20 protein-coding genes and 3 tRNA genes are annotated in these 26,389 nt (G+C 31.9%); 12 read left to right on the top strand and 11 right to left on the bottom strand.

Annotation, left to right across the window (positions count from 1 at the left end):
• Positions 1 to 268 precede the first annotated feature (268 nt).
• The gene (gene der / locus DPIF8902391_RS08425) at positions 269 to 1,576 is read right to left on the bottom strand and encodes a ribosome biogenesis GTPase Der (RefSeq protein WP_172505558.1); all 1,308 of its coding nucleotides are present in this window, start codon (positions 1,574 to 1,576) and stop codon (positions 269 to 271) included.
• Between the two features lie 116 nt (positions 1,577 to 1,692).
• On the opposite strand from der, the gene DPIF8902391_RS08420 reads away from it, so the two are divergent.
• Positions 1,693 to 2,199: a GTP-binding protein gene (locus tag DPIF8902391_RS08420; protein WP_172505557.1), complete on the top strand. Its 507-nt coding sequence runs from the start codon at positions 1,693 to 1,695 to the stop codon at positions 2,197 to 2,199.
• On the opposite strand, the gene era is transcribed toward DPIF8902391_RS08420, so the two are convergent.
• A complete protein-coding gene (gene era, locus DPIF8902391_RS08415) occupies positions 2,196 to 3,077 on the bottom strand; it encodes a GTPase Era (RefSeq protein ID WP_058884282.1) in 882 nt (293 codons plus the stop codon). The two genes, DPIF8902391_RS08420 and era, sit on opposite strands and share 4 nt — an antisense overlap.
• A 137-nt stretch (positions 3,078 to 3,214) precedes the next feature.
• Here era and DPIF8902391_RS08410 point away from each other — a divergent pair.
• The 5 genes from DPIF8902391_RS08410 to DPIF8902391_RS08390 all read left to right on the top strand — a co-directional run bounded on the left by DPIF8902391_RS08410 (position 3,215) and on the right by DPIF8902391_RS08390 (position 6,237).
• Positions 3,215 to 3,287: transfer RNA gene (locus tag DPIF8902391_RS08410), tRNA-Met, on the top strand.
• A gap of 116 nt (positions 3,288 to 3,403) precedes the next feature.
• A tRNA-Met gene (locus DPIF8902391_RS08405) sits at positions 3,404 to 3,476 on the top strand.
• Positions 3,477 to 3,587: 111 nt separating this feature from the next.
• Positions 3,588 to 3,660: transfer RNA gene (locus DPIF8902391_RS08400), tRNA-Met, on the top strand.
• Positions 3,661 to 3,808: 148 nt separating this feature from the next.
• Positions 3,809 to 4,255, top strand: coding sequence for a protein-disulfide reductase DsbD domain-containing protein (locus DPIF8902391_RS08395; protein ID WP_172505556.1), 447 nt, complete (start codon positions 3,809 to 3,811; stop codon positions 4,253 to 4,255).
• A 20-nt stretch (positions 4,256 to 4,275) separates the two neighbouring features.
• A complete protein-coding gene (locus DPIF8902391_RS08390; RefSeq protein ID WP_172505555.1) occupies positions 4,276 to 6,237 on the top strand; it encodes a protein-disulfide reductase DsbD family protein in 1,962 nt (653 codons plus the stop codon).
• 109 nt (positions 6,238 to 6,346) lie between these two features.
• Here DPIF8902391_RS08390 and DPIF8902391_RS08385 read toward each other — a convergent pair whose 3' ends face one another.
• Complete coding sequence (locus DPIF8902391_RS08385) at positions 6,347 to 7,657, bottom strand: S28 family serine protease (RefSeq protein WP_172505554.1); 1,311 nt, start codon at positions 7,655 to 7,657, stop codon at positions 6,347 to 6,349.
• 134 nt (positions 7,658 to 7,791) lie between these two features.
• Here DPIF8902391_RS08385 and lhpI point away from each other — a divergent pair, with 134 nt between their 5' ends.
• The 4 genes from lhpI to DPIF8902391_RS08365 all read left to right on the top strand — a co-directional run bounded on the left by lhpI (position 7,792) and on the right by DPIF8902391_RS08365 (position 15,198).
• Entirely contained in the window at positions 7,792 to 8,787 is a 996-nt protein-coding gene (gene lhpI, locus DPIF8902391_RS08380) for a bifunctional Delta(1)-pyrroline-2-carboxylate/Delta(1)-piperideine-2-carboxylate reductase (protein ID WP_172505553.1), read from the top strand.
• Between the two features lie 82 nt (positions 8,788 to 8,869).
• The gene (locus DPIF8902391_RS08375) at positions 8,870 to 9,961 is read left to right on the top strand and encodes a proline racemase family protein (RefSeq protein ID WP_172505552.1); all 1,092 of its coding nucleotides are present in this window, start codon (positions 8,870 to 8,872) and stop codon (positions 9,959 to 9,961) included.
• Between the two features lie 114 nt (positions 9,962 to 10,075).
• Complete coding sequence (locus DPIF8902391_RS08370; protein WP_172505551.1) at positions 10,076 to 13,105, top strand: aminotransferase class III-fold pyridoxal phosphate-dependent enzyme; 3,030 nt, start codon at positions 10,076 to 10,078, stop codon at positions 13,103 to 13,105.
• Between the two features lie 530 nt (positions 13,106 to 13,635).
• On the top strand, positions 13,636 to 15,198 hold the full coding sequence (locus DPIF8902391_RS08365; RefSeq protein WP_172505550.1) for an SIR2 family protein: 1,563 nt from the start codon (positions 13,636 to 13,638) through the stop codon (positions 15,196 to 15,198).
• Between the two features lie 228 nt (positions 15,199 to 15,426).
• Here DPIF8902391_RS08365 and DPIF8902391_RS08360 read toward each other — a convergent pair whose 3' ends face one another.
• From DPIF8902391_RS08360 to DPIF8902391_RS08330, 7 genes are all read right to left on the bottom strand, one after another.
• The gene (locus tag DPIF8902391_RS08360) at positions 15,427 to 16,647 is read right to left on the bottom strand and encodes a M24 family metallopeptidase (RefSeq protein ID WP_172505549.1); all 1,221 of its coding nucleotides are present in this window, start codon (positions 16,645 to 16,647) and stop codon (positions 15,427 to 15,429) included.
• 24 nt (positions 16,648 to 16,671) lie between these two features.
• The gene (locus DPIF8902391_RS08355) at positions 16,672 to 17,967 is read right to left on the bottom strand and encodes an aminopeptidase P N-terminal domain-containing protein (RefSeq protein WP_172505548.1); all 1,296 of its coding nucleotides are present in this window, start codon (positions 17,965 to 17,967) and stop codon (positions 16,672 to 16,674) included.
• Between the two features lie 59 nt (positions 17,968 to 18,026).
• Entirely contained in the window at positions 18,027 to 19,274 is a 1,248-nt protein-coding gene (locus tag DPIF8902391_RS08350; RefSeq protein ID WP_058884293.1) for an NAD(P)/FAD-dependent oxidoreductase, read from the bottom strand.
• Positions 19,275 to 19,282: 8 nt separating this feature from the next.
• A complete protein-coding gene (locus DPIF8902391_RS08345) occupies positions 19,283 to 19,558 on the bottom strand; it encodes a DUF3781 domain-containing protein (protein WP_198912928.1) in 276 nt (91 codons plus the stop codon).
• A gap of 31 nt (positions 19,559 to 19,589) precedes the next feature.
• Positions 19,590 to 20,597 carry a 4-hydroxyproline epimerase gene (locus tag DPIF8902391_RS08340; RefSeq protein ID WP_058884294.1) on the bottom strand — a complete coding sequence of 336 codons (1,008 nt, stop codon included), beginning with the start codon at positions 20,595 to 20,597 and terminating at the stop codon, positions 19,590 to 19,592.
• 204 nt (positions 20,598 to 20,801) lie between these two features.
• Positions 20,802 to 22,328 carry an aldehyde dehydrogenase (NADP(+)) gene (locus tag DPIF8902391_RS08335; RefSeq protein WP_172505546.1) on the bottom strand — a complete coding sequence of 509 codons (1,527 nt, stop codon included), beginning with the start codon at positions 22,326 to 22,328 and terminating at the stop codon, positions 20,802 to 20,804.
• Between the two features lie 311 nt (positions 22,329 to 22,639).
• Entirely contained in the window at positions 22,640 to 23,569 is a 930-nt protein-coding gene (locus DPIF8902391_RS08330; RefSeq protein WP_058884296.1) for a dihydrodipicolinate synthase family protein, read from the bottom strand.
• Positions 23,570 to 23,719: 150 nt separating this feature from the next.
• Here DPIF8902391_RS08330 and DPIF8902391_RS08325 point away from each other — a divergent pair, with 150 nt between their 5' ends.
• Both DPIF8902391_RS08325 and DPIF8902391_RS08320 read left to right on the top strand, forming a co-directional pair.
• Positions 23,720 to 24,559, top strand: a complete 840-nt coding sequence (locus tag DPIF8902391_RS08325; protein WP_172505545.1) for an AraC family transcriptional regulator — start codon at positions 23,720 to 23,722, stop codon at positions 24,557 to 24,559.
• Between the two features lie 41 nt (positions 24,560 to 24,600).
• Complete coding sequence (locus DPIF8902391_RS08320; RefSeq protein WP_058884298.1) at positions 24,601 to 25,569, top strand: PorP/SprF family type IX secretion system membrane protein; 969 nt, start codon at positions 24,601 to 24,603, stop codon at positions 25,567 to 25,569.
• A gap of 4 nt (positions 25,570 to 25,573) precedes the next feature.
• On the opposite strand, the gene murI is transcribed toward DPIF8902391_RS08320, so the two are convergent.
• Positions 25,574 to 26,362, bottom strand: coding sequence for a glutamate racemase (murI, locus tag DPIF8902391_RS08315; RefSeq protein WP_058884299.1), 789 nt, complete (start codon positions 26,360 to 26,362; stop codon positions 25,574 to 25,576).
• Between the last annotated feature and the right edge of the window lie 27 nt (positions 26,363 to 26,389).

The following is a 26,389-nucleotide window of genomic DNA, read 5'->3' as shown; positions in this document are numbered from 1 at the left end:
AGGCATTGTTACTCATTTAGTGTATTTAAAGTTTACTTGTTTATTTTATTAAATAAATAATGATAAAATAAGCATAAAAAAAAAGTAGTTTTTTCAAGATTCTTTTTACAAATTGATTTAATAATTTGCTAAGAAAATGAAAAAACTACTTTTAGAGCCTGTTTAAATTTTATTCAAAAAAAAAATAACGGCAAAATATTATAACAGACCTCACAGGTTTTAAAAACCTGTGAGGTCTAAAAGTTTAACTAAATAACTTATAGTAAACTTATTTCTGTCTAAAATAAATAATAATAGGAACCCCATTAAAATTATAATGCTGACGCAATTGATTTTCTAAATAACGTCTGTACGGATCTCTAATATACTGCGGTAAATTTGCAAAAAATGCAAATTGTGGCGTATAAGTAGGTAACTGCATACAGTATTTAATTTTGATGTATTTACCTTTAATTGCAGGTGGCGGATTTTGTTCTAAAATCTCTAACATCGTTTCGTTTAACTTACTTGTTTGAATACGACGTTTTCTGTTTTCAAAAACTTCAACAGCCGTTTCAATAGCTTTAAAAATACGTTGTTTTGTTAATACCGAAGTAAATACAATTGGTACATCACTAAAAGGGGCAATTTTCTTTCTAATGTGTGCTTCAAAATCACGCATAGTATTGGTTTCCTTTTCAACTAAATCCCATTTGTTAACAAGTATTACAACTCCTTTTTTATTCTTTTCTGCTAGCCAAAATATTTTTTCATCTTGTCCTTCAAAATCACGAGTTGCATCTACTACTAACACGGCAACATCACAATGTTCAATTGCACGAACAGCACGCATTACAGAATAAAATTCTAAATCTTCTTTTACTTTTGATTTTTTACGAATCCCGGCAGTATCTACTAAGTTAAATTCAAAACCGTAACGATTGTACTTTGTATCAATAGAATCACGGGTTGTACCAGCAATATTAGTTACGATATTTCTATCTTCACCAATTAACGCATTAATAAACGATGATTTACCAGCATTAGGGCGTCCTACAATAGCAAAACGAGGAAGTTCATTTTCTGCTTCTGTTTCTTCTTCTTCAGGAATTTCTTTAGCAACAGCATCTAATAATTCACCTGTTCCACTACCATTTATTGATGAAATGGTATGATATTCTCCTAAACCAAGATTGTAAAACTCCACTGCATCTGCATCACGCATTGCATTATCAACCTTGTTAACTGCCATAATAATAGGCTTTTTAACTTGGCGTAAAATTTTTGCAACTTCGTCATCCATAGGTGTAATACCTTGTTCAACATCAACAACAAAAACAATGATGTCAGCCTCTTCAATAGCTAACTGAACTTGTTTACGTATTTCTCCTTCAAAAATATCATCAGAACCGACAATATATCCACCAGTATCAATTACCGAAAATTCCTTTCCGTTCCATTCAGATTTTCCGTAATGTCTATCTCTAGTTACTCCACTTACAGAATCAACAATCGCTTCACGACGTTGTACTAAACGATTAAATAAAGTGGACTTACCTACATTCGGTCTTCCAACAATGGCTACAATACTACTCATTATACTAAAATTTTTGCAAAGATACAACTTACACAACTAAGTTACAGTGGAATTTTAAAGAGTATCGTATTTTTAGTACATTGTGGCACAATAACTTTTAAACGCTCTTATATAATATGGATGATCAATTATACAATCAAATTTTTTTAAAGCCACGATTTCAAATTGATTTCGAAATGAATTCAGCAGTATTGCTCGATGAAATTAAACAGCATTTATCTGACGAGTCGGCTTATAGAATGAGGGTAATAGACCAACATGTAATTATTGATATACCATTAAAAGAGGCTCATTTTTGGTCGCCTCAATTGCAGTTAGAGGTAGAAGAATTAACAGCAACAACATCAAAAATAAAAGGATTATTCGGTCCAAAACCACAAGTTTGGACCTTTTTTATGTTTTTACATTTTATAGTAGCATTCGCCTTTTTAATTTTTGGAATTATAGCCTATAGTAATTGGTCGTTAAAAAGAATAGCAATACTACCCATAGTAATGTTGGTGGTTTTACCAATTATATGGGTAGCGCTTTATTTTGTAGGAAGCTTAGGAAAGGTGGCAGGTAAAAAGCAAATGGATAAATTGAAAAAATTCACCAAAGCTTTGTTAAAAAAAATAAATTAATCTTTATAACCAAAGCGTTTTAATTGTTTGTCGTTAGAGCGCCAGTTTTTATTTACTTTAACGTACAATTCTAAAAACACTTTTTTATCAAAAAACACTTCTAAATCTTTACGAGACTCTGTGCCAACACGTTTAAGAGCCGATCCTTTATGCCCAATAATAATACCTTTTTGAGTTTCACGTTCTACCATAATAACCGAACGGATTTTGATAATATTTTCCTCTTCAAAAAACTCTTCTGTTTCTACTTCTATAGCATACGGAATTTCTTTTTTATAGTGGGTTAATATTTTCTCACGTATTTTTTCATTTACAAAAAAACGTTCTGGTTTATCTGTCAATTGATCCTTCGGATAAAAAGCAGGACCTGCTGGAAGTAGTTCTATAATTTTAGTAAAAACAGCATCTACATTAAATTTTTCTAGAGCCGAAATTACATATACAAAAGCATTAGGTACTTTGTTTTTCCAGTATTCTATTTTTTCTTCAACCTCTTCTTGTGATGATTTGTCAATTTTATTTAATAATAAAATAACAGGAATTTCACTGTGGATAATTCTCTTAAAAAAAGCTTCATTTTTAAGTTCTTTTTCGCCAACTTCCACCATGTAAATTAAGACATCCGCATCATCAAAAGCTGATTTTACAAAATCCATCATAGAGTTTTGCAATTCATAAGCAGGTTTTAAAATTCCTGGAGTATCCGAAAAAATAACTTGATGATTTTCATCATTTACAATTCCTAAAATACGATGCCTAGTGGTTTGTGCTTTAGGGCTAATAATTGATAATTTTTCACCAACTAATGCGTTCATTAAAGTTGATTTCCCAACATTTGGGTTTCCGATGATGTTTACAAATCCTGATTTATGTGTCATTTGGCAAAGATAAGTTGTTTAAATTAGAAATTAATTTTTTTATAGTGCTGTTATTGTAATAGTTAGAAATTTTTTCATTTAAAAGTTAATTTTATTAGGGTAGATAGAATAAAAGAACGTATCTTTGCAGTCGAAATCGCGGGATAGAGCAGTAGGTAGCTCGTCGGGCTCATAACCCGAAGGTCACTGGTTCGAGTCCAGTTCCCGCTACTAAGCTAAAAGCTTCACAGAAATGTGAAGCTTTTTTTGTGCTTGAAAATAAAATAAATAAAAAACACATTTTATTTGGCAGGTATGCTAAAAGGTTGTAGTTTTGCAGTCGAAATCGCGGGATAGAGCAGTAGGTAGCTCGTCGGGCTCATAACCCGAAGGTCACTGGTTCGAGTCCAGTTCCCGCTACTAAGCTAAAAGCTTCACAGAAATGTGAAGCTTTTTTTATGCTTGAAAATAAAAATATCAGTATTTTATTTGGTAGGTAAGATAAAAGCTTGTATATTTGCACCCACAAATCGCGGGATAGAGCAGTAGGTAGCTCGTCGGGCTCATAACCCGAAGGTCACTGGTTCGAGTCCAGTTCCCGCTACTACTAAAAAGAGTAATCAGAAATGATTACTCTTTTTTTTGTTAAAATTTCAAAATTACAGTAAATTTTTTTTTGATGTAATCGTATTTGATGTAGAAAGGTGTTATTTTTACGAAAAATATAGAATAAAACCATTAATCATATAATAATGAGTAAATTACTAACAGCTTTAAGCTTTCTATTAAGTTTTGTTTCTTATGGGCAACTAGATAATCCTATAAAATGGACTACGAGTGTAGAAAAAATTTCAGAAAAAGAAAGTGAATTAATAGTGACAGCAACTTTAGATGAAGAGTGGCATATTTATTCTCAAAAAATAGCTAGTGGTGGGCCAATACCCACTTTATTTTCTTTCACAGGAGATCAGCGCTATTTAAAACAAGGAGTGACAAAAGAAGGTGCAGGACAAGTTATTGATGATGAAATATTTGAAATGCGTATTAAATATTTTGACAATACAGCCGTATTTACACAGCGAATTCGATTAAAAACAAATGAAAAATTTGTTATAAAAGGAACTGTTGAGTATATGGTTTGCTCAAATGAAACTTGTTTTCCGCCAGAGGAAGTAACTTTATCTTTTAAAATTAATTAAAAATTCCCAAATAAATTTCGATGAAAAAAAACCACATACTACTTTTTATTTTATTGATAACCATATCAGTAAAAGGTCAAATATTTAATCCTATTCAATGGAAGACCAAAGTCGAAAAAATATCCGATTCTAATTATAAATTAATAACCCAAGCGACCATCAAAGAAGGGTGGAGTTTGTACTCGCAAGACGTACCTAAAGCAGGGCCAATTCCGACCACTTTTTTTTATCAAGAAAAAGAAAATAATATTAAATTAATCGGAAAAACTAAAGAGCCTAAAGGTAAAACTAAATTTACAAAATTGTTTAATGAGCAAGGAATGACTATTAAGTCATTTGCACATAAAGCTGTTTTTGAACAACAAATTGAGTTAATCGACTCAAAAGTAACTAAAATTAATGCTTTTGTTGAGTTTATTGCCTGTACAGATGAGCAATGCTTACCTCCAAAAGAACTTGATTTAGTTTTTGATATCAGTAAGGCTGTTTCTGTAAAATCAGTTGCTAAAGATAAAACGAAGAAAGATAAAAAAGGAATGATAGCCATCTTTTTTATCGCTTTTTTATCAGGGTTTGCAGCCTTGTTAACTCCCTGTGTTTTTCCAATGATTCCGATGACGGTAAGCTTTTTTACCAAACAAAGTAAAAGCAAGGCACAAGGAATTAAAAATGCCATTATTTATGGAGTATCAATAATTGGAATATACGTATTATTAGGAACCGTAGTAACGGGTATTTTTGGGGCAGATGCTTTAAATGCGCTTTCTACCAATGTTTGGTTTAACGTTGTTTTCTTTTTAATATTAGTAGTTTTTGCTACATCATTTTTAGGCGCTTTTGAAATTACTTTACCAAGTTCTTGGGCTACAAAAGTAGATTCTCAAGCCGATAGAGGTGGTTTAATAGGAATCTTTTTTATGGCGTTAGCCTTAGCAATTGTATCATTTTCATGCACCGGACCAATTGTAGGAACATTATTAGTTGAGTCAGCATCAAAAGGAGGAATTGCACCTATTGTAGGAATGTTAGGTTTTTCATCAGCGATTGCTTTGCCATTTGCACTGTTTGCAGCATTCCCAGGTTGGTTAAATTCGTTACCAAAATCGGGAGGTTGGTTAAATACGGTAAAAGTAGTTCTAGGATTTTTAGAACTAGCTTTGGCGTTTAAATTTTTATCAAATGCCGATTTAGTATTGCAATTACATATTTTTGAAAGAGAAGTTTTTATTGCTATTTGGATTGCCATATTTGGTGCTTTAGCATTGTATTTGTTAGGGAAAATTCAATTACCGCACGACAGCCCACAAAATCATATATCGGTAGGAAGATTGTTTTTAGGACTAATCGTAGGAGCTTTTACCATCTATATGTTGCCAGGTTTATGGGGAGCACCTTTAAATTTAATCAGCGCTTTTCCACCACCACAACATTATAGTGAATCGCCATATGGAGTAGGGTTTACCAAGAAAAGTACCGCATTAGTTTCAATGGGTAAGGTTGAAAAAACACCTACAGGTTTGCCTGAAGGAGCACATATAATGCCTCCACACGATATTATTTCATTCCATGATTACGACAAAGGATTGGCCTATGCTAAAAAAGTAGGAAAGCCGGTAATGATAGATTTTACAGGACATGCCTGCGTAAATTGCCGTAAAATGGAACAGAATGTTTGGGTAAAACCGAATGTTTTAGATGTCTTAAAAAATAAGGTAGTTTTAATTTCTTTATATGTTGATGATAAAAGAAAGTTAAAAGAGGATGAAATTGTAGATTCGAAGTTAAACCCTGGTAAAAAATTAAAATATATTGGGCAAAAATGGAGCGAATTACAAACCATAAAATACAAAGCAAATACGCAACCTTTTTATGTATTAATGGGGCATGATGAAGCTAATTTAATAAATCCTGCTTCTTATACACCCGATGCTACTGAGTATTACAATTGGTTACAAAAAGGGATTTCAAACTTTAAAAAATAGTAAAATCCGTAGTTTATAATTTTAAAAATAGTATAAAATCAAAAAACACTTTAGAAATATCTAAAGTGTTTTTTTTGTTAAAAATTTAATTATCAATATGAAAACAAGCTTATTTTAAAGGATATAATTTAACATCCTTTCCTAACCAAGCCTGTAATTTTGCGTAAATTTTTTGTTGATCTTTATCAGAAAAACTTTTAATTCTCGTTAAGTGTGAACCTCCTTCTAAAACCATTTTCAAAGCATCAACGCCTTGTTTTGGTGTTGGTCCACAAGCCGCCCAAGGGTCGTAAGCTCCCTGAATATATAAAATATTACTTCCTTTAGTTTCTACATAATTACGTACTTCTTTTATGTACGCAGGATTATAGGTTAAATCTACATTTTTAGGTGCAAACCTACTATTTGTACTACTTTTAACTACTTTTAATAAATCTTTTACAGGTGCTAAATCAAAACCGTAATAGCCTAATTCTCTCATATGTTGATAAAAAGAAGGCAAGTAATTTTTAAACCCTGCATCGTTGTAAACATGAACACCAGAAATTTTAATTAAATACTTAAATAATTCTTCTGATGATGCCTCTTTTGTAGGTACATCGGCACATTTTCCGCTGCCCCATTGCCAGAAAGAAAAAGGAAATTCTAACACGGCATACTCTAAGGTTTCTTCTAAAGGAACTTGGGTAAAACTCATCTTGTTTTTAGCCGCATAAGTCGCTAATATTTTTAAGATATCCGCTCTTTTTTCTAAAACAGTTCTTTGAAAAGTTTTAATACTCGCTCTACAAGCATCACTACCAACCGAGTTGATTAAATCATTGGTTCTAGGGTCTTCTAAGGTATTAATTAATGGAGCAACATAAGGCACAGCAACATCAATATCTTTCGGATATTTAGCCTTGTAAATTAAGGTAGTTTCTCCTCCTTTACTAATTCCTGATGACAACCATTTACCACTATAAACACTTTTTAATTTGGTTACAATAGTATGATAATCTTCAATAGCATTATCGTTTGTTAAATGTTTCCAAACAATAGAATCGGGTCTTGATTTCCCATACATTCTGTACTCTACAATTACCTGATTTGCTTTAAAAACCTTACTTAATTCCGTGGTTCTATTTCTAGAAGAATAACCATCAGTAATTAAAACCGTTGGGCTGTTGTAGTTGGCATGCGAAACATACATATAATGATCAAAAGTTCCTTCCGCAGGATTTTTAGGATCTAAATTTTGCTTTAAAACCACTTTGTAAGCTTCTGTAAAATGATCTTTGGCTTCAATAGAATCTATCTGGGCTTTAGGAAAAGTAGCTTGTAATTTTTCTTTAAATGATACGATTTTGTTTTCCGTAGCTGTTTTACACGATGCAAAAACGGCTAAAGATACAAGAATAAATAACTGTAAATTTTTCACTTTATATATGTTTTTTGCTAAAAATACAGGCTTTATGGTATTTGTTATGGTATTATTTTAACAAGTTTACGGCTTATATTAGTCTGTCTATAGATAAAATATGTAAAAGTTTTTATAAATAGTTATTTTAGAGCATGGAAAAAATCATTCAAATAGATAGCAATTATATAGAAAATAACACTAATTTTTCAGCACTTATTACTGAATTAAAAGCCGCTTTTTCTTCGCAAGAAACCCTTGTTCCGATGCGTCATCATCACGATTTTGCAAACCCAGCCGTTAATGCAGATTCTACCTTATTATTGATGCCAGCATGGAATCCTAGTAAAAATGCGGGAGTAAAAATAGTAACAGTAAGCCCCGAAAATAGTCAATTCGATTTGCCTTCAATCAACGGAACCTATATTTATTTAGATGCTGTTAAAGGAACAATTAAAGCCATTTTAGAAGCCAAAAGTTTAACGGTAAAACGTACTGCATCGGCATCAGCATTGGCATCTTCTTTTTTATCCAAAGAAAATTCGTCGTCATTATTAATGATAGGAACAGGAGCTTTATCTGTTAATTTAATCAAAGCACACGTCTCGGTTCGTCCGATTAAAAACGTGTTTATTTGGGGGCGTAATTTCAGCAAAGCACAAGCAATTTGTGAGGAGCTTCAAAATGAAAATTTCACGATAACTGCCGTTCAAACTATTGAAGAAAAAATATCGGAAGTTGATATTATTTCGTGTGCAACCTTGTCAAAAACGCCGTTAGTTTTAGGAAAATATTTAAAAGCAGGGCAACATGTTGATTTAGTCGGAGCCTATAAAAAAGATATGCGTGAAGCCGATGACCAAGTGATTAAAAAAGGGTCGGTTTATATTGATACTTTTCAAGGTGGATTAAAAGAAAGTGGCGATATTTTTATCCCGTTACAAACAGGAATTTTAAAAGAAGAAGATATTAAAGCTGATTTATTTCAATTGTGTTCATCTCAAGAAATATCAGAAGGAATATCAGAAGGAATAGTAGGGGAAAAAGGACGTGAAAATGAGGATGAAATTACCGTTTTTAAATCCGTAGGACACGCTTTAGAAGATTTAACAGCCGCAAATTATTTCTATAATAAATATACAAAACAGTAAAAAATCCTGTAAATCAATATTCGTGTAAAACAAGTAATAAATAGGTAATAATTAGTGATAAATCAGCAAAAAAGTAGCGAAAATGAGTAAAACATATCAAAATATACTTTCAAAAACAACTTTTAAACCAGCCGAAAATTGGTTGCAAATTAAAACAATCGACATGCACACAGGCGGAGAACCCTTGCGTGTAATTGTTGATGGATTTCCTGAATTAAAAGGGAATTCTGTTTTAGAATACAGACGTTATTGCAAAGAAAATTATGATAATTTACGAACCGCTTTAATGTTTGAACCTCGTGGACATCCTGATATGTACGGCTGTATTTTACTGCCTCCAAATCCGAAAGAAAACAATCAAAATAAGGAAGAAATAGGCGATTTTGGCATTATATTTCTTCACAACGAAGGATACTCGACCATGTGCGGTCATGCGATTATAGCTATTTCAACATTAGCCGTTGAAATGAATTGGATTGAAGTAAAAGAAGGCGAAAATATTTTGAAAATTGATGCGCCTTGCGGACGAATTACCTCGTTTGCAAACGTAAAAAATGGCAAAGTAACAGGCGTTCGTTTTCATTGTGTACCGAGTTTTGTGGTTGGTTTAGACAAAACCGTTGAAGTTGAAGGTTTAGGAACTGTAACCTACGATTTAGCTTACGGCGGTGCTTTTTATGCCTATGTTGATATGGCAAAAAACAATTTTAATTTTGATTTAAGTAGCAATTCGTATCGTGATTTAATTGCCAACGGAATGAAAATTAAACATGCCGTAATGCAAAACGATTCTGAAATTATACATCCTTTAGAAGATGATTTGAGCTTTTTATACGGAACTATTTTTATTGATAATAACAAACAACCTTCAGGAAATGACAGTAGAAATGTGTGTGTTTTTGCCGAAGGAGAAGTCGATAGATGCCCAACAGGTTCGGGAGTTTCAGGAAGAATGGCAATTCATAAAAAAAGAAACGAAATTGATTTTAATCAAACCATGAGCATCGAGAGTATTACCGATTCGGTCTTTATTGGTTCGGTGGTTTCGCAAGCAAAATACGGTTCTTTTAATGCCGTAATTCCGCAGGTATCAGGAACGGCATATATTACAGGAATCAATACCTTTGTAATCGACCCAAACGACCCGATGAAAGATGGATTTATTTTACGATAATTCTTCGGTAATTTTAAATAATTTTGGCTGATTTCGGCTAATCTTTAAAAATAAAATATTTTTTCTTCGGATAAAAAAACAGCATCTCTAATTATAGTTTTATAAAAAATAATTATGAATTACAATCAAATAAAAATAGCAATTCAACAAGCAGAAGAAATTCTTTTAAAAACCTATAATATTAAAGGAACAGCTTCTGAATTACCTGGCGAATTAGATTTTAATTTCAGAATAAAAACACCCAATTCAGAAGGATATATTTTAAAAATTTCTCGTCCTAATGAAGAGGAGAATTATTTAGATTTTCAACAGAAATTATTGCAATATGTCGCTGAAAATAATGCTGAAATTATTGCTCCAAAAGTTATAAAAGATATTGAAGGAAATGTAATTTCAACAATAATTGACGCTTTTGGAAATGTTCGAAAAGTACGTTTATTAAGTTGGGTTTCAGGGCGAGTTTGGTCGTCTGTAAATCCGCAATTAGATAGTTTGCGTTTTAGTTTGGGCGAACAATGTGGGCTTTTAACCAAGGCGTTACAAGGTTTTGAACATCCGCAGGCAAAAAGAGAATTTGTTTGGGATGTAGCACAATCACTTTGGACAAAAAAGCACATCAATTTATTTGAAAACGAGCAAAAAGAAATCATTAGCTATTTTCAAAACAATTTTGAAAACAATAAAACTAGCTACGATCTTTTACGTAAATCGGTGGTTCATAATGATGCGAATGATAACAATGTAATTGTGTCAACAGCCCTTGTAAACCCAACAGTAAAAGCAGCGATTGATTACGGCGATGCCATTTATACACAGGTAATTAATGACGTAGCAATTGCCTGCGCTTATGTAATTATGAAGCATAATGAGCCGTTAGAATCGGCGTTGAGTTTTATAAAAGGCTATCATCAAAATTTTCCTTTACAAGAAAAAGAATTGGCGCATTTATACGATGCAATTGCCATGCGATTGGTGATTTCTGTAACAAAATCGGCAATTAATAAAATTGAAGAACCCAACAATAAATATTTGCTGATAAGTGAAAAACCCGCTTGGGAAGTCCTTGAAAAATGGCGTGAAATTCATCCAGATTTTGCGGAATATAATTTTAGAATTGCCTGTGGTTTTTCGGCACATCCGAATGAAAAAAAGTTTGAAAATTGGAGTTTACAACATACTTTTTCTTTAGAAAATCTATTTCCAACAGTTCAAAAACAACTTATTTATCCATTAGATTTAAGCGTTTCAAGCACTTGGATTGGGCATGAAAAAGAAGCAAATAATCTAGCACTTTTTCAGTTTAAAATTGATGAATTACAAAAAGAAAATCCTACAAAAATTATTGGCGGTGGTTATTTAGAACCTCGTGTTTTTTATACTACTGATGCGTATCAAAAAATAGGAAATAACGGAAAAGAAAGCCGAACAATTCATTTAGGAACCGATTTTTGGTTGCCAAAAAACACGGCTGTTCACGCTATTTTAGATGGAGAAGTTGTTATTGCTTCGGATAATCAAGGCGATAAAAATTACGGTGGATTATTGGTGTTAAAACATCAAGCCGATGATTTTGAATTTTACACATTATACGGGCATAACAGCCCAAAAAGTGTGCAAAAACATCAAGTAGGCGACCGCATTTTAAAAGGCGAAAAAATTGCAGAACTTGGCGCTGTTTCAGAAAACGGAAATTGGGTTCCTCATTTACATTTTCAAGTATTGCTATCATTATTTGATTTGAAAACAGATTTTCCAGGCGTGGCATATTTAAAAGAAATAGAGGTTTGGAAAAGTGTTTGCCCAAACCCGAATTTACTTTTTAAATCTGATGAATTAGCTCATAATAATACGATTTCAAACAACGATTTAATTAAGTATCGAAAACAACATTTAGGGAAAAGTTTAAGTTTGCAATACAAAACACCTATAAAAATGGTGCGTGGTTCAGGTGTTTATTTAATCGACCAATTTGGAAATAAATATTTAGATACCGTAAATAATGTTGCTCACGTTGGGCATGAAAATTATAATGTTGTAAAATCGGGGCAGCAACAAATGAGTTTAATTAACACAAACTCACGCTATTTACACGAAAACATCAACAATTTAGCCAAAGAACTCATTGAAACTTTACCGACAGAATTAAATGTGTTGCATTTTGTAAATTCAGGGAGTGAAGCAAATGAATTGGCAATTCGAATGGCAAAAGCCGTTACAGGCGAAAAAGACATTATCGCTAGTGAAATCGGTTACCATGGAAACGCCAATATGTGTATTGATATTTCGTCATATAAATTTGATGGAAAAGGAGGAAATGGCGCTCCAGAATACACGCAAATATTTCCTTTAGCCGATAGTTTTAGAGGAAAATACAGAGGTGAAAATACCGCAAAAAAATACGCTGAGGAAGTTCAAAAATGTATTGATACCATTCAAGAAAAAGGACGAAATGTAGGTGCTTTTATTATCGAACCGATTATTAGTTGTGGCGGTCAGGTAGAATTACCAACAGGTTTTTTATCCGAAGCATATCAAAAAATCAGAAAAGTTGGCGGCGTTTGTATTTCTGATGAAGTGCAAACAGGTTGCGGACGAATGGGGAAAACTTTTTGGGGTTTTCAATTGCATAATGTCGTTCCTGACATCGTAACAATCGGTAAACCCTTAGGAAATGGGCATCCAATTGCGGCGGTTGCCTGTACTCAAAAAGTTGCCGAGGCATTTGCAAACGGCATGGAATACTTTAATACTTTTGGCGGAAACCCTGTTTCCTGTGCCATTGCAACCGAAGTAATTCGCACGGTAAAGCGCGATAAATTACAAGAAAATGCCTTAGAAGTAGGCGAGTATTTAAAATCGGAATTAAAAGAACTTTCTAATCAATTTCCAATTATTGGCGATGTAAGAGGGCAGGGGTTATTTTTAGGCGTTGAATTTGTAGATTCTCAATTAAATCCACTAGCTTCTCAAGCAGATTATGTAGCCGCACGAATGAAAAACCACGGAATTTTAATGAGTACCGATGGCGCCGATCATAATGTGTTAAAAATAAAACCACCGATTATTTTTACCAAAGAAAATGCCGAAGAAGTGCTTTTTTATCTGAAGAAAATATTAAAAGAAGATTTTATGAAGGTTGATTAATGTTATAAAAATAAGAATTATTTGAAGCTATTTCCCGCTTTCCGCACTCGCTTTTTTTTGAAGAAAAATCAAAAAAAGAGCTCAAACAATTGCTACAATCGGGGCTAGGGATTTTAGTTCATTTTTTATTTTTTAGTGCTTATTTGAATTAGAATCCGTCATGCTGAATTTAGTTCAGTATCGCATTCCGATTTGCCATCGTTTTTAGGTTTTTTTGTTAATTCGAGTGGTTTTAATGACTAAAAGGAATTAAAATTGTATCGAGAACTTGAATTAGTTTTGAAGTTAAAAAAAGTTCTCGATACAATTTTTTAAAAGGAAAAAAAATCACTCGAACTGACAGTTTATTTAATTTCAAACAGGTTTTTAGTTAAAATTTAGACCTCACAGGTTTTAAAAACCTGTGAGGTCTTTTGTATTAAATAATCATTTGAAATTCAGTTGATTTTAGATTTTTTTCACTTAAATTTATCTTGAAATTGTAAGACATTAAAGGTTTAATAAAATCACTGAAAAATTACTAAAATAGAATGGAAACACAAAAAATTAAAGAATATATAGGTGAGTTTAAAAGAGCTCCATTTCTATTTGTTGGTTCAGGTATATCTCGCAGGTATTTGAATATTGAAGATTGGAATGGATTATTAAATAAATTCACTGAGTCAATCGGTGTTGATTATCAATACTTGCTTTCAAGTGCTGAACAAAGCTTACCAATTTTAGCAAGTGAATTAGCTAAACGATTTCATACTAAATGGTGGGAAGATGATGAATATGAAAGAAGTAGAGAGAAATATAAGAAGATATGTACTGATAGGGATTCTGCTCTAAAAATTGAAATATCTCATTATATTAAAGGATGTATTTATAATTTAACAATAGAACCAGAATTACTTAAAGAAATCAATTTATTAAAGCAAGTTGTTATAGATGGAATAATTACAACAAATTGGGATAATTTTTTGGAATCATTATTTACTGACTTTAAAACCTACGTTGGTCAAAATGAATTGATCTTTTCATCACCACAAGGTATTGGAGAAATATATAAGATTCACGGTTGTAGCTCTCAACCAAACTCATTAGTTTTAACAGAAAGAGATTATGAAGATTTTGATAAAAGGAACCCTTATTTAGCAGCAAAACTTTTGACAATTTTCACAGAACATCCTGTTATCTTTTTGGGATACTCTTTACAGGATGAGAATATTCTTAAAATATTAGATTCAATTTCATCTTGCTTAACTTCTGAAAATATTAAAAAATTACAAGATAGATTAATATTTATTCAATGGAGCCCTGATGTAAAAGAAACAGAATTTATTAATGAAACAATTTCTGTAAATGGCATAAGAATACCCGTAAAATCAGTTATCGTTCCAAACTTTATATCAACTTTTAAAGCTTTATCTCAAATTGAGAGAAAATTTCCAGCAAGAATGTTAAGGCAATTAAAAGAACATGTATATGATTTAGTTATAGATAACGATAAACAATCAAAACTCTATGTTCAAAATATTGATTCAAATTCAGAAAATATTGAAAACCTAGAAGTTGTTTTCGGAGTTGGTGCGATAAATAAAATTGCAGGAGCAGGTTATAAAAGAATTGGTAGAATTGAATTAATTGAAAATTTAATCAAAAACAAGGATTTAGAAACAAGTAAAATTGTTAGTGATACATTACCTGAAACATTAAAAGGAACTACATATCTTCCATTTTTTAAATATTTAAAGGGTAATAATAATATTAGCTTAGATAAAGAGTTGAAGGGACTAGAAGAAGAACGTATCTGTAATCATTTTGAAAAGGCTAAAAAAATAACTTTTTATTACCCGAAAAATAGTTATACAAAACGAAAAAGAGAAGTAGAGGAAGAAAAAATAAACTTAAATCAAATAATAGTAAAATATGATTGGAAGGTTTTTTTACAAATATTTCCATACATCAATAGAGAGAATTATATGTCTTCAGATTTATTAGAAATAATAATTGAGAATTATGCAATTTTGGAAGGAAACAATAGCGTAGAAAAAAATGCTTTTTATAAATTAATATGCTTTTATGATTGGCTTAAATATTACATCGAATAAATAACACGCCTACTAAACTAAACAATCATTAATTTCACACATTATTATAAGCTCAAAATTCTACAAACCAGAATTTTGAGCGTTTATTCGATTTATTCAAGCTCCCGACCCAATTGAAGCAATCATTCGGGTATCTGAAAAACAACAATTAACCCCATAAAAAAAAACGCAACTCTTAAAAAATAAAGAGTTGCGTTTTTTATAAAATCGTTAAATTTTACTATAACATTATTTAGAAATCCCAAAAGGATCTTCAATGCTGTGCATAGGTTCTGTAAACCATTTAGCACCGTTTTCAGTCATATAAATATGATCTTCATGACGGATTCCAAATTTATTAGGAACACAAATCATCGGTTCATTACTAAACGCCATCCCTTCTGCTAAAACCGTGTTGTCGTTTTTAACAATATACGGCCATTCATGAATATCTAAACCAATTCCATGCCCTGTTCTGTGAGGTAAACCAGGTAAATCATATTTAGGACCTAGTTGATGACTTTCTAATGTTTTTCTAGCAGCTGTATCAATATCAGCACAAACACGCCCTAATTTAGCAGCATCAAAAGCAGCTTGTTGGGTTTCTTTTTCAATATTCCAGATAGATCTTTGTAAATCATCCGCTTCTCCAAAAACATAAGTTCTTGTAATATCAGAAATATAATCGTGTAAAACACAACCAGTATCTACTAAAACAACTTCGTTTAATTCTAAATTTTTCGGCGTTTTTACACCGTGAGGAAATGATGAATCAACCCCAAATAATACAATGCAAAAATAAGAACCAGCAGTTGCACCATATTTAATATGTGCTTCGTGGATAAAATCTTCTACTTCTTTTGCTGAAATCCCTACTCTTAAAATACGAGCTGCCGCTTTTTGAACCTCTAAAGTGATATTCATAGCATGTTGCATAATAGCAATTTCAGCATCCGATTTTATCATTCTACAACCTGCGGTAATTGGCGTTGCACTTTCTAAAGTAAATACTTCATTGCATTTATTTATTCCATCAATAATGAAAAAAGGCGTTGCTTCATCCATTAAAATATCACCTTGGGTAACTTTATTTTGAATTAGAATTTTAGTAAATAATTTAAAAGGACTTTTGTGTTCTTCCCAGCAATTTACGTCGCCTTTTATCAGCATAAAATCTAAAATTGTTCCTTTTTCAAATTTTGGAGCAATAAAATGTAAATCACCATTTTGAAACAAAATCGCACCTACCATTCGTTCGCTCGAACTCCATTTCATTCCTGTGAAATAAAATAAATTTGTTCCAGCATGTAAATACATTGCCTGCTTATTTTGAGCTTTCATCATTAAGCAAGCCTTGTTTATTCTGGCTTGAAACTCTTCTTTTTGAATCGGTTCAACTAAGTGAGCCGTTGGAGTTATGGCATTTAATTCTGCTTCAATAGTACTACCTCCAATTCCGAATGTATTCATGTAAAAATTTTTGTTTTTTATTATTTATGAAAGTTTCATTAATGCTTCAATATCCTTAATTTCGATAGGCATTTTAGCAGTTAAATTCACATTTCCATCTTCTGTAATTAAATAATCGTCTTCTAATCGACAACCAATTCCTTCTTCTGCAATATAAATCCCTGGCTCGCAAGTAAGTATCATTCCCGCTTCAAAAGGACGAGAATATAAACCAACATCATGCACATCTAAACCTAAATAATGCGCTGTTCCGTGCATAAAATATTGCTTATATAAAGGTTTTTCAGGATCTTGATTTGCTACGGCATCAGCATTTAATAAGTTTAATTTTATCAATTCAGCTTCCACTAAACCTGCCATGTTTTTTTCGTAATCGGCAGGTAAAACTCCTGCTTTTAAAAGCTTGCTTCCTTCTTTTAAACAATATAAAACAGACGTGTAAACAGCAGCTTGTCTTTCTGAAAATTTTCCATTTACAGGAAAACAACGCGTAGTGTCGCTATTGTAATTTGCATAGCAAACGCCAAAGTCAAGTAAAATCATTTCACCGTCTTTACAAACCGAGTCGTTGGTATTATAATGTAAGGCACAAGCGTTTTTCCCAGAAGCAACAATCGGTTGAAAAGCGTGATGTGAAGCGCCAGATTTCACTAAATTATAGGTTAATTCTGCCTCTAATTCGTATTCATTTTTACCAGGTTTACAGGCTTTTAAAATACGAGAAAAAGATTCTACGCTAATATCGGCTGCTTTTTGTAATAATTCAATTTCTTTATCAGATTTTACAGGGCGTAAATTACGGGTAATTTTCGCGGCTCTGTAATATTGATGTAAAGGATATTTTTCTTTACACCATTTTATCATTCTGTCTTGTTGGGTTTCTTGATTATTGGTGGCACGTTTATAGTGTTCGTTATGCCCTAAATAAAAACCGTCAGCTTCAAAAGCCATTGCTTGTAAAACGCTTTCAAAATCTTTGTTCCAAGTTACTCTTGAAATTCCTGAAATTTCAGTAGCTTTTTCTTGGGTTAATTTTTCACCATCCCAAATTTTGATAAGTTCACTGGTTTCTTTTACAAATAAAATGGCGCGATTTTCTTTTTTAAAAGCATCAGGATATAAAACTAAAATAGTTTCTTCCTGATCAATTCCTGAAAGGTAAAAAAGGTCATTATTTTGCGCAAAGCCCATTACATCGTCAGCATTGTTGTGTTTTACATCATTTGATGTTAAAATAGCGATGCTGTTGGGTTGCATTTTGGCGGTAAAACGCTTTCTATTTTCTATAAATAACGAGTTGTCAATTTTATCGTAACGCATAGTATATTTTCTTACGGAGGTGTTTTATTATGTTGAGTTTTGTTACTTCGGATAAAAAATTAAGAATAACGCTCTACATGAAACGGATTCAAATCTAAACTTGTTTTTTTATCAGAAATTACTTCAGATACTAATTTACCAGTTGCAGGACCTAAACTCCATCCCATCATAGCATGACCAGTAGCGACTGTTACATTTTTAATTTTTGATAAACGCCCAATATACGGCAATCCATCAGGTGAACAGGGTCTTAAACCACAAGCAACATCGTCAATTTCTTTCTGATCAATTTTTAAACCTTTGTAAAAGTTTTCACTTGCTTTTGCAATGGCATTTACACGTACTTTATTGATATTATTGTTAATTTTATCAACTTCCATAGTACCTGCAAAACGGGTAAAACCGTTCATTGGTGTTACGGCAATTTTTGCTTCAATTAAAATAGCAGGAACTGTAATTCCAGTATCTTTTGCTACGTTAATTCGATAGCCTTTACCTGCCTGAATAGGAATGTTAGCATTTAATTTTTTCACTAAAATTTGCGACCAAGAACCTGTTGCTACAACAATTTCATCAGCTTTTAATTCTTGCTTATTGGTTCTTAAAGAAGTTACTTTATCATTTAAAACATTGATATCTAAGACTTCTTCGTTGGCTAAAATAGCAACGCCTTTTTTCTCTAAATATCTTTTTAATTGGGGCATAAATTCATTGGGTGTCATGTGCGAATCAGAATGATAATACACAGCACCTTTAATATTTAAACCTGCATTTGGTTCTATTTTTAAAGCTTGTTCTTTGGTTAAATTTTCAACTTTTAAACCTTCTTGAATAGCACGCTCGCCAGTTTTCCATTCTTCTTGCCCAGCTTTATCGGTTTGATAACACATTAATAAACCTTTGTGCTGGTAAAAGAAATCAAAATCGTTAGAGGCTTTAATATCTTCGTATAATTCTCTACTTAATAGGTTGATGTCTTTGATGGTTTTAATTGAGCTTTCTACTTTTTTGTTGGTAGAAGCTTTTTTAAATAACCAGGTCCATTTTAAAAAATCATAATCTAAACGAGGTTTTACCGAAAAAGGACTTTCAGAATCGAACATCCATTTGATCCCTTTATTAATCATTCCTGGAGCCGCCAAAGAAATAATATGACTTGGCGTAATATATCCTGCATTTACATAAGATGCACCACTTGAAAAATCAGATTTATCAATAACAGTTACTTTGTGCCCTTCTTTTTGAAGGTAATAAGCTGAACATAAGCCTATAATTCCTCCACCAATAATTACTACTTCTTTTGACATTTAATATATTATTTTAAACTTATGCTTTTAATGATTTGATTAACGGTAATAACTCTAAAAGTACTGGTATTAATTGTGATGGTAATATTGTGCTTTTTGTTAGTAATGTAGAAGTTTTTACCTATTTTTTCGTAGTCATCTAAAGGGGTATCTTCCAATACCTTTTGAATAAGTGTTTCTATTTCAAATTTAGAAAAAGCGATACCGAGCTTTTTATTTATCCGCTGATAAACAAGCTCGGTATAGCAATGATTTTTGAGTATTTTATGTTTTATTGTTTCCAATTTTTTTTTAAATTGAAAGATAACATTTTTTTTAGATAACTTGAAAACCGTGTGCATAAGGATCATCTTGGTCATCAATAATAATATTATTGTAACCAAAAACCTTTGCCCAACCTTGAATACTAGGTATAATTGCTGGTTTTCCGTTTAAAGTAGTTTCTTGTTCTACACGACCAATAAATTTACTTCCGATAAAACTTTCGTGGATAAATTCTTCTTTTAATTGAAGTTTTCCTTTGGCGTGTAACTGTGCTAACCTAGCAGACGTTCCTGTTCCACAAGGGCTTCTATCGATGGCTTTATCACCATAAAAAACAGCATTTCTACCTGATGAAGTAGGGTCAATAGGATCTCCTGTCCATAACATATGGGTTACATCTCTAATCGTATCATTTTCAGGATGAATAAACATATCAGGATATTTCTCATTGATACGATCTCTTACAACCTGCGAATATTGTATGATTTTACTAGCAGTAAAATCGTGCACTCCAGAAAAGTTTTTCTGCGGATCTACAATGGCGTAATAATTTCCTCCGTAAGAAACGTCAAAGGTAATTTCACCTAATTCAGGGCAATCAATCGTTAAATTTTCAGCAGCTAAATAACTTTTTACGTTTGTTAAACGAACCCAGTCCACTTTTTTACCTGTTTGACCATATTCGATATTTACCAAACCTGCGGGTGCTTCCATTTTAATTTTCCCAGGAATTTTTGGCGTAATCAAACCTTCTTCAATCGCAATAGTAATAGTTCCGATAGTTCCGTGTCCGCACATTGGCAAACATCCAGAAGTTTCGATAAATAAAATTCCAAAATCGTTTTCAGGACTGTGAGGCGGAAATAAAATACTTCCACTCATCATATCGTGTCCTCGTGGTTCAAACATTAATCCTTTACGAATCCAGTCATATTCTTTTAAAAAATGCTGACGCTTTTCGCTCATATTTGCTCCAATTAAGTTTGGACCTCCACCAGCAACAACTCTTACAGGATTTCCGCAAGTGTGTGCATCAACGCAAAAAAATGTTTTTCTCATAGTAAAATTGAATAGCCAGCTTGTATTATTTCTTAGAAAAAACCCTTCAAAATTTCTTTAATTAAAAATACGAAGCTGGCATAGTTTTCAATTTCTTTATATTGTCCAAAAGTACTATATAAGTGATTAGATAATTTAAAGAAAATGTTAATATTTATTAATTTAATTGTTTTTTATAAATTGTTAATTAACAGTGCTTACCTGTTAATTTCTTAATTCAGTAGGTAATAATTCGGTTGGCCAATCTTGAAAACTAAAAGGACGTACCCATCTTTTAATAGCTCCTAAACCTACGGCTGTAAATCTAGAATCTGAAGAAGCAGGGTAAGGGCCTCCATGTGTCATTGATTCGCAAACTTCAACACCTGTTGGAACACCGTTAAAAATAATTCTTCCAACCTTTGCCTGTAAAGCATCTGCTACTGCTGGTAAAGCGTCAAAATCTTCTTTTTCTGCTAAAACAGTACCTGTTAATTGCCCGTCTAAATGGTCAATAACATCTAATAATTCTGCTTGATCTTTTGCTTTTACAACTAATGAAAAAGGACCAAAAACTTCGGTATGCATTTTAGGATTCGCTAAAAATTCAGCTCCTGATACAGCACAAATTGTTGATGCTGCAAAATTTGCTTCAACAGTTTCTGTAATTTGACCAACAACCTGAACACCTGGTTGAGAGCTTACTACTTCTGCATTTGAAACAAACCCATCTTTAATATTTGGGTGTAACATACACTGTGGTGCAATTGCTACGGTTTTTTCGGCTAAATCTTTTACAAAAGCATCTGTATCGGCACCTGCGATGGTTAATAATAACCCAGGATTTGTACAAAATTGTCCTGTTCCAACAGTAATTGAACCAGCATAAGTACTAGCCGTTTCTGCTGCTTTATTTTTGATAACATTTGGCAATACAACTACAGGATTGATACTTCCCATTTCAGCAAATACTGGAATTGGTTCGTCTCTTTGTGCTCCTAAATTGTAAAGTGCTCTACCACCTGCAATACTTCCTGTAAAACCAACTGCTTTTACCTTCGGGTGTTTTACTAAGGCGCTACCAACAACTCTTCCGCTACCTGTAATGTTTGAAAACACACCGTTTGGCATTCCTGTTTTTTCGGCTGCTTTTATAATTGCTGATGCTACTAATTCACCCGTTCCAGAGTGCATTGCGTGCGATTTTACAATTACAGGACATCCTGATGCTAAGGCACTAGCAGTATCTCCACCTGCGGTAGAAAATGCCAATGGAAAATTACTTGCTGCAAATACCACAACAGGTCCTAAAGGAATTGATGTTTTTCTAAGGTCAGATTTTGGTAAAGGCTGTCTTGTAGGGATAGCTTGGTCAATTGTTACATTTCTCCATTGATCTTTAGTAACTAAATCAGCAAAAGCTCTTAACTGTCCAACGGTTCTACCTCTTTCGCCTTGTGCTCTTCCTTCTGGTAAACCAGATTCTGACATATACATGTCTATAAGTTCAGTGTCTAAAGCTAAAATTTCATCTGCGATAGCATTTAAAAATTCGGCTCTTTTTTCTCCTGAAACTTTACGATATACTTTAAATGCGCTATCCGCTAATTCAACAGCTTGGTTAACCTCTTCTAAAGTTGCTTGATAAAAATCTGTTGGATTTTGCATATTTAACTTCGGATTCACGGTTTTATGCGTAGTTGTTCCTGAAGCTTTTAATTGATTTCCTATATAATTTTTTCCTGTAATCATTTGATTTTAGAGATTTTGTTTTTTTTAAATGCACAGTAATTTTACAGCACATTTAAATGGTTTATATAATTTTTAAGAGCTTACTTATGTTCAAATAAATAATTATTTATTGTTATTTACAAGGTTTAATTAACGAATTAAAGGTACTAAAGTATTTTTATTTTAAAGGCTCTTTTAATGTAAAAAAAATAGATTGAAAACAACAAATCATTGCCCTATAAATAAGACAATGATTTGTTAAATTGTATGCTGATTTTCTAACATTCTATAATCTTAAAATTAAAGATTAAAACGATAAATTTCACTTAAAATTAAGCTAAAACCGCTAATTCTTTATATTCAGGTAAAGTAGGTCTAGTTCTTAAACCTTCTTCAATAATTGCTAAAACATTTGCTCTTTCTTCACCGATTAATGGTAAACGAGGCTCACGTACATTTTCAGTACCAATACCAGTAGCAACCTCTGCTAATTTAATGTTTTGTACTAATTTAGAATTAATATCTAATTCTAATAAAGGTAAGAACCAACGGTAAATTTCTCTAGCTTCGTTACCTCTTCCTGCTTTTGCTAAGTTAAAAATAGCTACTGTTTCTGCTGGAAATGCACATACTAAACCTGCAACCCAACCATCAGCACCCATGTAAATACTTTCTAAAGCTAAAGTATCAACACCTGATAATATTTGTAATCTGTCGCCAAAACGGTTTTTAATACGTGTAATATTTGATAAATCTCTAGTAGATTCTTTTACAGCTTCAATATTTGGGCAGTCACGTAATAACTCTTCAAACATATCTAAAGTAACTTCGATACCGTAATCAACAGGGTTATTATACACCATAATTGGTAAAGAGGTACTGTTTGCTACTTTTTTAAAGTACACAGTAGTTTCTCTATCATCTGCTTTATAGCGCATAGGAGGTAACATCATTAACCCTGAGGCTCCATCTTCTTTTGCTTTTCTTGCCGCATCAATTGCCGCTACAGTTGTTTGTTCAGCAATGTTCATTATAACTGGTACCTGTCCATTTACAACTTCTACTGCTTTTCTTACAATGATTCTTTTTTCATCATCAGTAAGTGTACTAGCTTCTCCTAAAGTTCCCCCTAAAATAATTCCAACAACACCTGCGTCTAATTGTGCTTTAATATTTAGTTCAAAATTAACTAAATCTAACGTGTCTTGATTTGTAAATTTAGTAGTAACAGCTGGCATTACGCCTTTCCAGTTTATGTTCATGTGTTTTTTTAAGGCAAATTTATAATTGATTTTCAAAGCTTAATGCTTAGTTTTTAACAAGATAGTATAGTATATTATCTTTTTATAAAGTTTTAGTTCTTTTTTAGGTGAATATTTTATAGATTTATACAAAATATTTTACTCACAATTATGAAGGTTTTACCATTTAAAATACCAAAAACTAAGAATTTAGGTTTAATTTGCGAAGAAGATAAGGGTCCTTTTTTTTACGATAAATTTCATCAGCATGAAGAAATTCAAATGTGTTATGTTGTTAAAGGTGAAGGAACTTTAATTGTTGGAGATACTGTTAATGAATATAGAAGTAATGATGTTTTAGTACTTGCAGGGAATCAACCTCATGTTTTTAAAAGTGATAATTCAAAAATTAAAGAATCATTTATGATTTCACTTTTTTTTACTAAAAAATCATTTGGTGATAATTTTTTTGAATTAGATGATTTTAAAGAAATTGCAGGTTTTTTCAGTGCTGTTAAAAATAGTTTTAGGGTAAAATCGAATCAAAATAAAATAAAAAAATTATTTTTAAAGCTTCGAGGAGAAAAAGATTTAATGAAGTTTATTATTTTTTTAAAAATTATAAAGCTTATTTTAAAATCAGAAATCACATCGTTATCAACATTTGTATATGAAAAAAAATACACAGATAATGAAGGAAAACGTATGCGTGATATTATGGATTACACCTTGAGTAATTTTAATAAAAAAATAGAGTTAGATGATATTGCGGCTGTAGCAAACATGACTTCAAATGCTTTTTGTAGGTATTTTAAACAAAGAACCAATAAAACATTTTTTACTTTTTTAAATGAATTACGTATTGAAACCGCTTGTAAATTATTACAAAACAAAGATTATTCAATTATTGAAGTTTCCGAAAAAGCGGGTTTTAAAAATATTTCAAATTTCAACAGAAAATTCAAAGAATTAAAACATAAAACACCTTCAAATTATAGGTTAAATTATTAGTCAACTTCGTTATATTTGGCTATTTTTTATCAAAACAACACATGAATAAAATTATAATTTTCTGTTTTTTTATCTTTATAGCAAAAACGTATAGCCAAGAAACATTGCCTATTTATACCGATTATTTATCGGATAATATTTATCTTTTACATCCAACCGCTGCGGGTATTGGAAGCTGTAGTAAATTACGTGTAACAGCGCGTCAGCAATGGATAGGAATAAAGAACTCCCCTTCTTTACAAACGGCAAGTTTTCATGCAAAATTTAATGAAAATTCAAAAGCAGGATATGGTGTGATTCTATTTAATGATAAAAATGGTTATCATTCTCAAACAGGTTTACAAGGAACTTATGCGTATCATTTAGATATGGGGAATGAAAATACATTTCAGCAATTATCGTTTGGCTTGTCAATGTCAATGGTTCAAAATAGCGTTGATCAGCAATTATTTAAAAACGACCCTATGGTTTCGCAAATAATTAATAGTGATTTTTATTTCAATGCTGATGTTGGAATGGCATATCATTATAAAGGTTTTTCATCGTATTTAACGATTAAAAACATGATGTTATCGTCAAAAAACAATGTAAATACGAACCTTGAATCTCTTAATTTAAGAAATTATATTTTAGGCGTAGGATATTTTTTTGGTGATAAAAATCAACTAGAATTTGAACCTTCAGCGATGTTTCAATATAAAAAACAGACGGGTGATAAAATTGTTGATCTCAATGTTAAAGTGTATAAAAAAATGAGCAGTACGCATCAATTATGGGCTGCTTTATCGTATAGGAAAAGTTTTGACAGCAGTGTTTTTGGCGACGCAAATTACCTGACGCCAATTATCGGATTAAATTATAAAAACCTAATATTCGCTTACACCTATACAAAACAAACTGGCGATGCTGTTTTTTCTAACGGTAATTTTCATCAAATTTCTTTTGGTATTGATATTTTATGTCGAAAACGTAGAGCTTCGGCATGTCCTAATATTAGCGGTCTTTTTTAAAAGATTAAAATTCTAAAAAGTTTACGGTTACATTCTTATAATCTTTTAAAATAATGTCTAGAACACTTTTATCTTTGTTAACATAAAAAGTGTTGTAGGTATTTATTTTTGATGTATTAATAAGGTTATTTTCTGTTAATATTTTTTTTGTTTGTTTCGCTACGGCTTCTCCAGAATCAATAATATGAACGGTATTTCCTACAATTTTTTTTATCTGCGGAATTAAATAGGGGTAGTGTGTACAGCCTAAAACAATGCAATCACATTTAGAAGAAAGCATTAAACTTAAATGTTTCTTTAGTAAAATAGTCATTTCGGCAGAATACATTTTACCATTCTCAATAAGTTGTACCAAGCCATTACCAACCTGTTCCATTATAACAATATCACTATTAATACTGGCGGATGTTTTTTCAAATAAACGACTATTGAGTGTTCCTTGGGTAGCTAATATTCCTATAGTACCTGTTTTAGTTTGAATGGATGCTGTTTTAATTGCAGGCTCAATTCCAATAATAGGAATAGGGTAGTTGCGTCTTAAATATTCAATGGAATTTGTGGTAGCGGTATTGCAAGCAACCACGATTATTTTGCATCCTTTGCTAATTAAAAATTCGGTGTTTTTAATAGATAGCGCTAAAATTTCTTCTGTTGATTTTTGCCCATAAGGCGCATTTTTACTATCGGATAAATAAATAGTGTTTTCGTTAGCAAGTAATGTATGTATTTCTTTCCAAATAGATGTGCCACCAATTCCTGAGTCAAAAATACCGATAGGTTGTTGTGTTATCATATACTACAAAAATAAAAATCCTGCTGA

The sequence above is a fragment of the Tenacibaculum finnmarkense genomovar ulcerans genome (assembly GCF_900239495.1).
GTDB lineage: Bacteria > Bacteroidota > Bacteroidia > Flavobacteriales > Flavobacteriaceae > Polaribacter > Polaribacter ulcerans.
Note: the sequence above shows the minus strand (reverse complement) of the source record. Positions and strands in the feature narration are given on the sequence as shown.

Coding starts and splice junctions, on each gene's coding strand:
- der (WP_172505558.1), bottom strand. CDS start 1,576: ATGAGTAGTATTGTAGCCATTGTTGGAAGACCGAATGTAGGTAAGTCC.
- DPIF8902391_RS08420 (WP_172505557.1), top strand. CDS start 1,693: ATGGATGATCAATTATACAATCAAATTTTTTTAAAGCCACGATTTCAA.
- era (WP_058884282.1), bottom strand. CDS start 3,077: ATGACACATAAATCAGGATTTGTAAACATCATCGGAAACCCAAATGTT.
- DPIF8902391_RS08395 (WP_172505556.1), top strand. CDS start 3,809: ATGAGTAAATTACTAACAGCTTTAAGCTTTCTATTAAGTTTTGTTTCT.
- DPIF8902391_RS08390 (WP_172505555.1), top strand. CDS start 4,276: ATGAAAAAAAACCACATACTACTTTTTATTTTATTGATAACCATATCA.
- lhpI (WP_172505553.1), top strand. CDS start 7,792: ATGGAAAAAATCATTCAAATAGATAGCAATTATATAGAAAATAACACT.
- DPIF8902391_RS08375 (WP_172505552.1), top strand. CDS start 8,870: ATGAGTAAAACATATCAAAATATACTTTCAAAAACAACTTTTAAACCA.
- DPIF8902391_RS08370 (WP_172505551.1), top strand. CDS start 10,076: ATGAATTACAATCAAATAAAAATAGCAATTCAACAAGCAGAAGAAATT.
- DPIF8902391_RS08365 (WP_172505550.1), top strand. CDS start 13,636: ATGGAAACACAAAAAATTAAAGAATATATAGGTGAGTTTAAAAGAGCT.
- DPIF8902391_RS08360 (WP_172505549.1), bottom strand. CDS start 16,647: ATGAATACATTCGGAATTGGAGGTAGTACTATTGAAGCAGAATTAAAT.
- DPIF8902391_RS08355 (WP_172505548.1), bottom strand. CDS start 17,967: ATGCGTTACGATAAAATTGACAACTCGTTATTTATAGAAAATAGAAAG.
- DPIF8902391_RS08350 (WP_058884293.1), bottom strand. CDS start 19,274: ATGTCAAAAGAAGTAGTAATTATTGGTGGAGGAATTATAGGCTTATGT.
- DPIF8902391_RS08340 (WP_058884294.1), bottom strand. CDS start 20,597: ATGAGAAAAACATTTTTTTGCGTTGATGCACACACTTGCGGAAATCCT.
- DPIF8902391_RS08335 (WP_172505546.1), bottom strand. CDS start 22,328: ATGATTACAGGAAAAAATTATATAGGAAATCAATTAAAAGCTTCAGGA.
- DPIF8902391_RS08330 (WP_058884296.1), bottom strand. CDS start 23,569: ATGAACATAAACTGGAAAGGCGTAATGCCAGCTGTTACTACTAAATTT.
- DPIF8902391_RS08325 (WP_172505545.1), top strand. CDS start 23,720: ATGAAGGTTTTACCATTTAAAATACCAAAAACTAAGAATTTAGGTTTA.
- DPIF8902391_RS08320 (WP_058884298.1), top strand. CDS start 24,601: ATGAATAAAATTATAATTTTCTGTTTTTTTATCTTTATAGCAAAAACG.
- murI (WP_058884299.1), bottom strand. CDS start 26,362: ATGATAACACAACAACCTATCGGTATTTTTGACTCAGGAATTGGTGGC.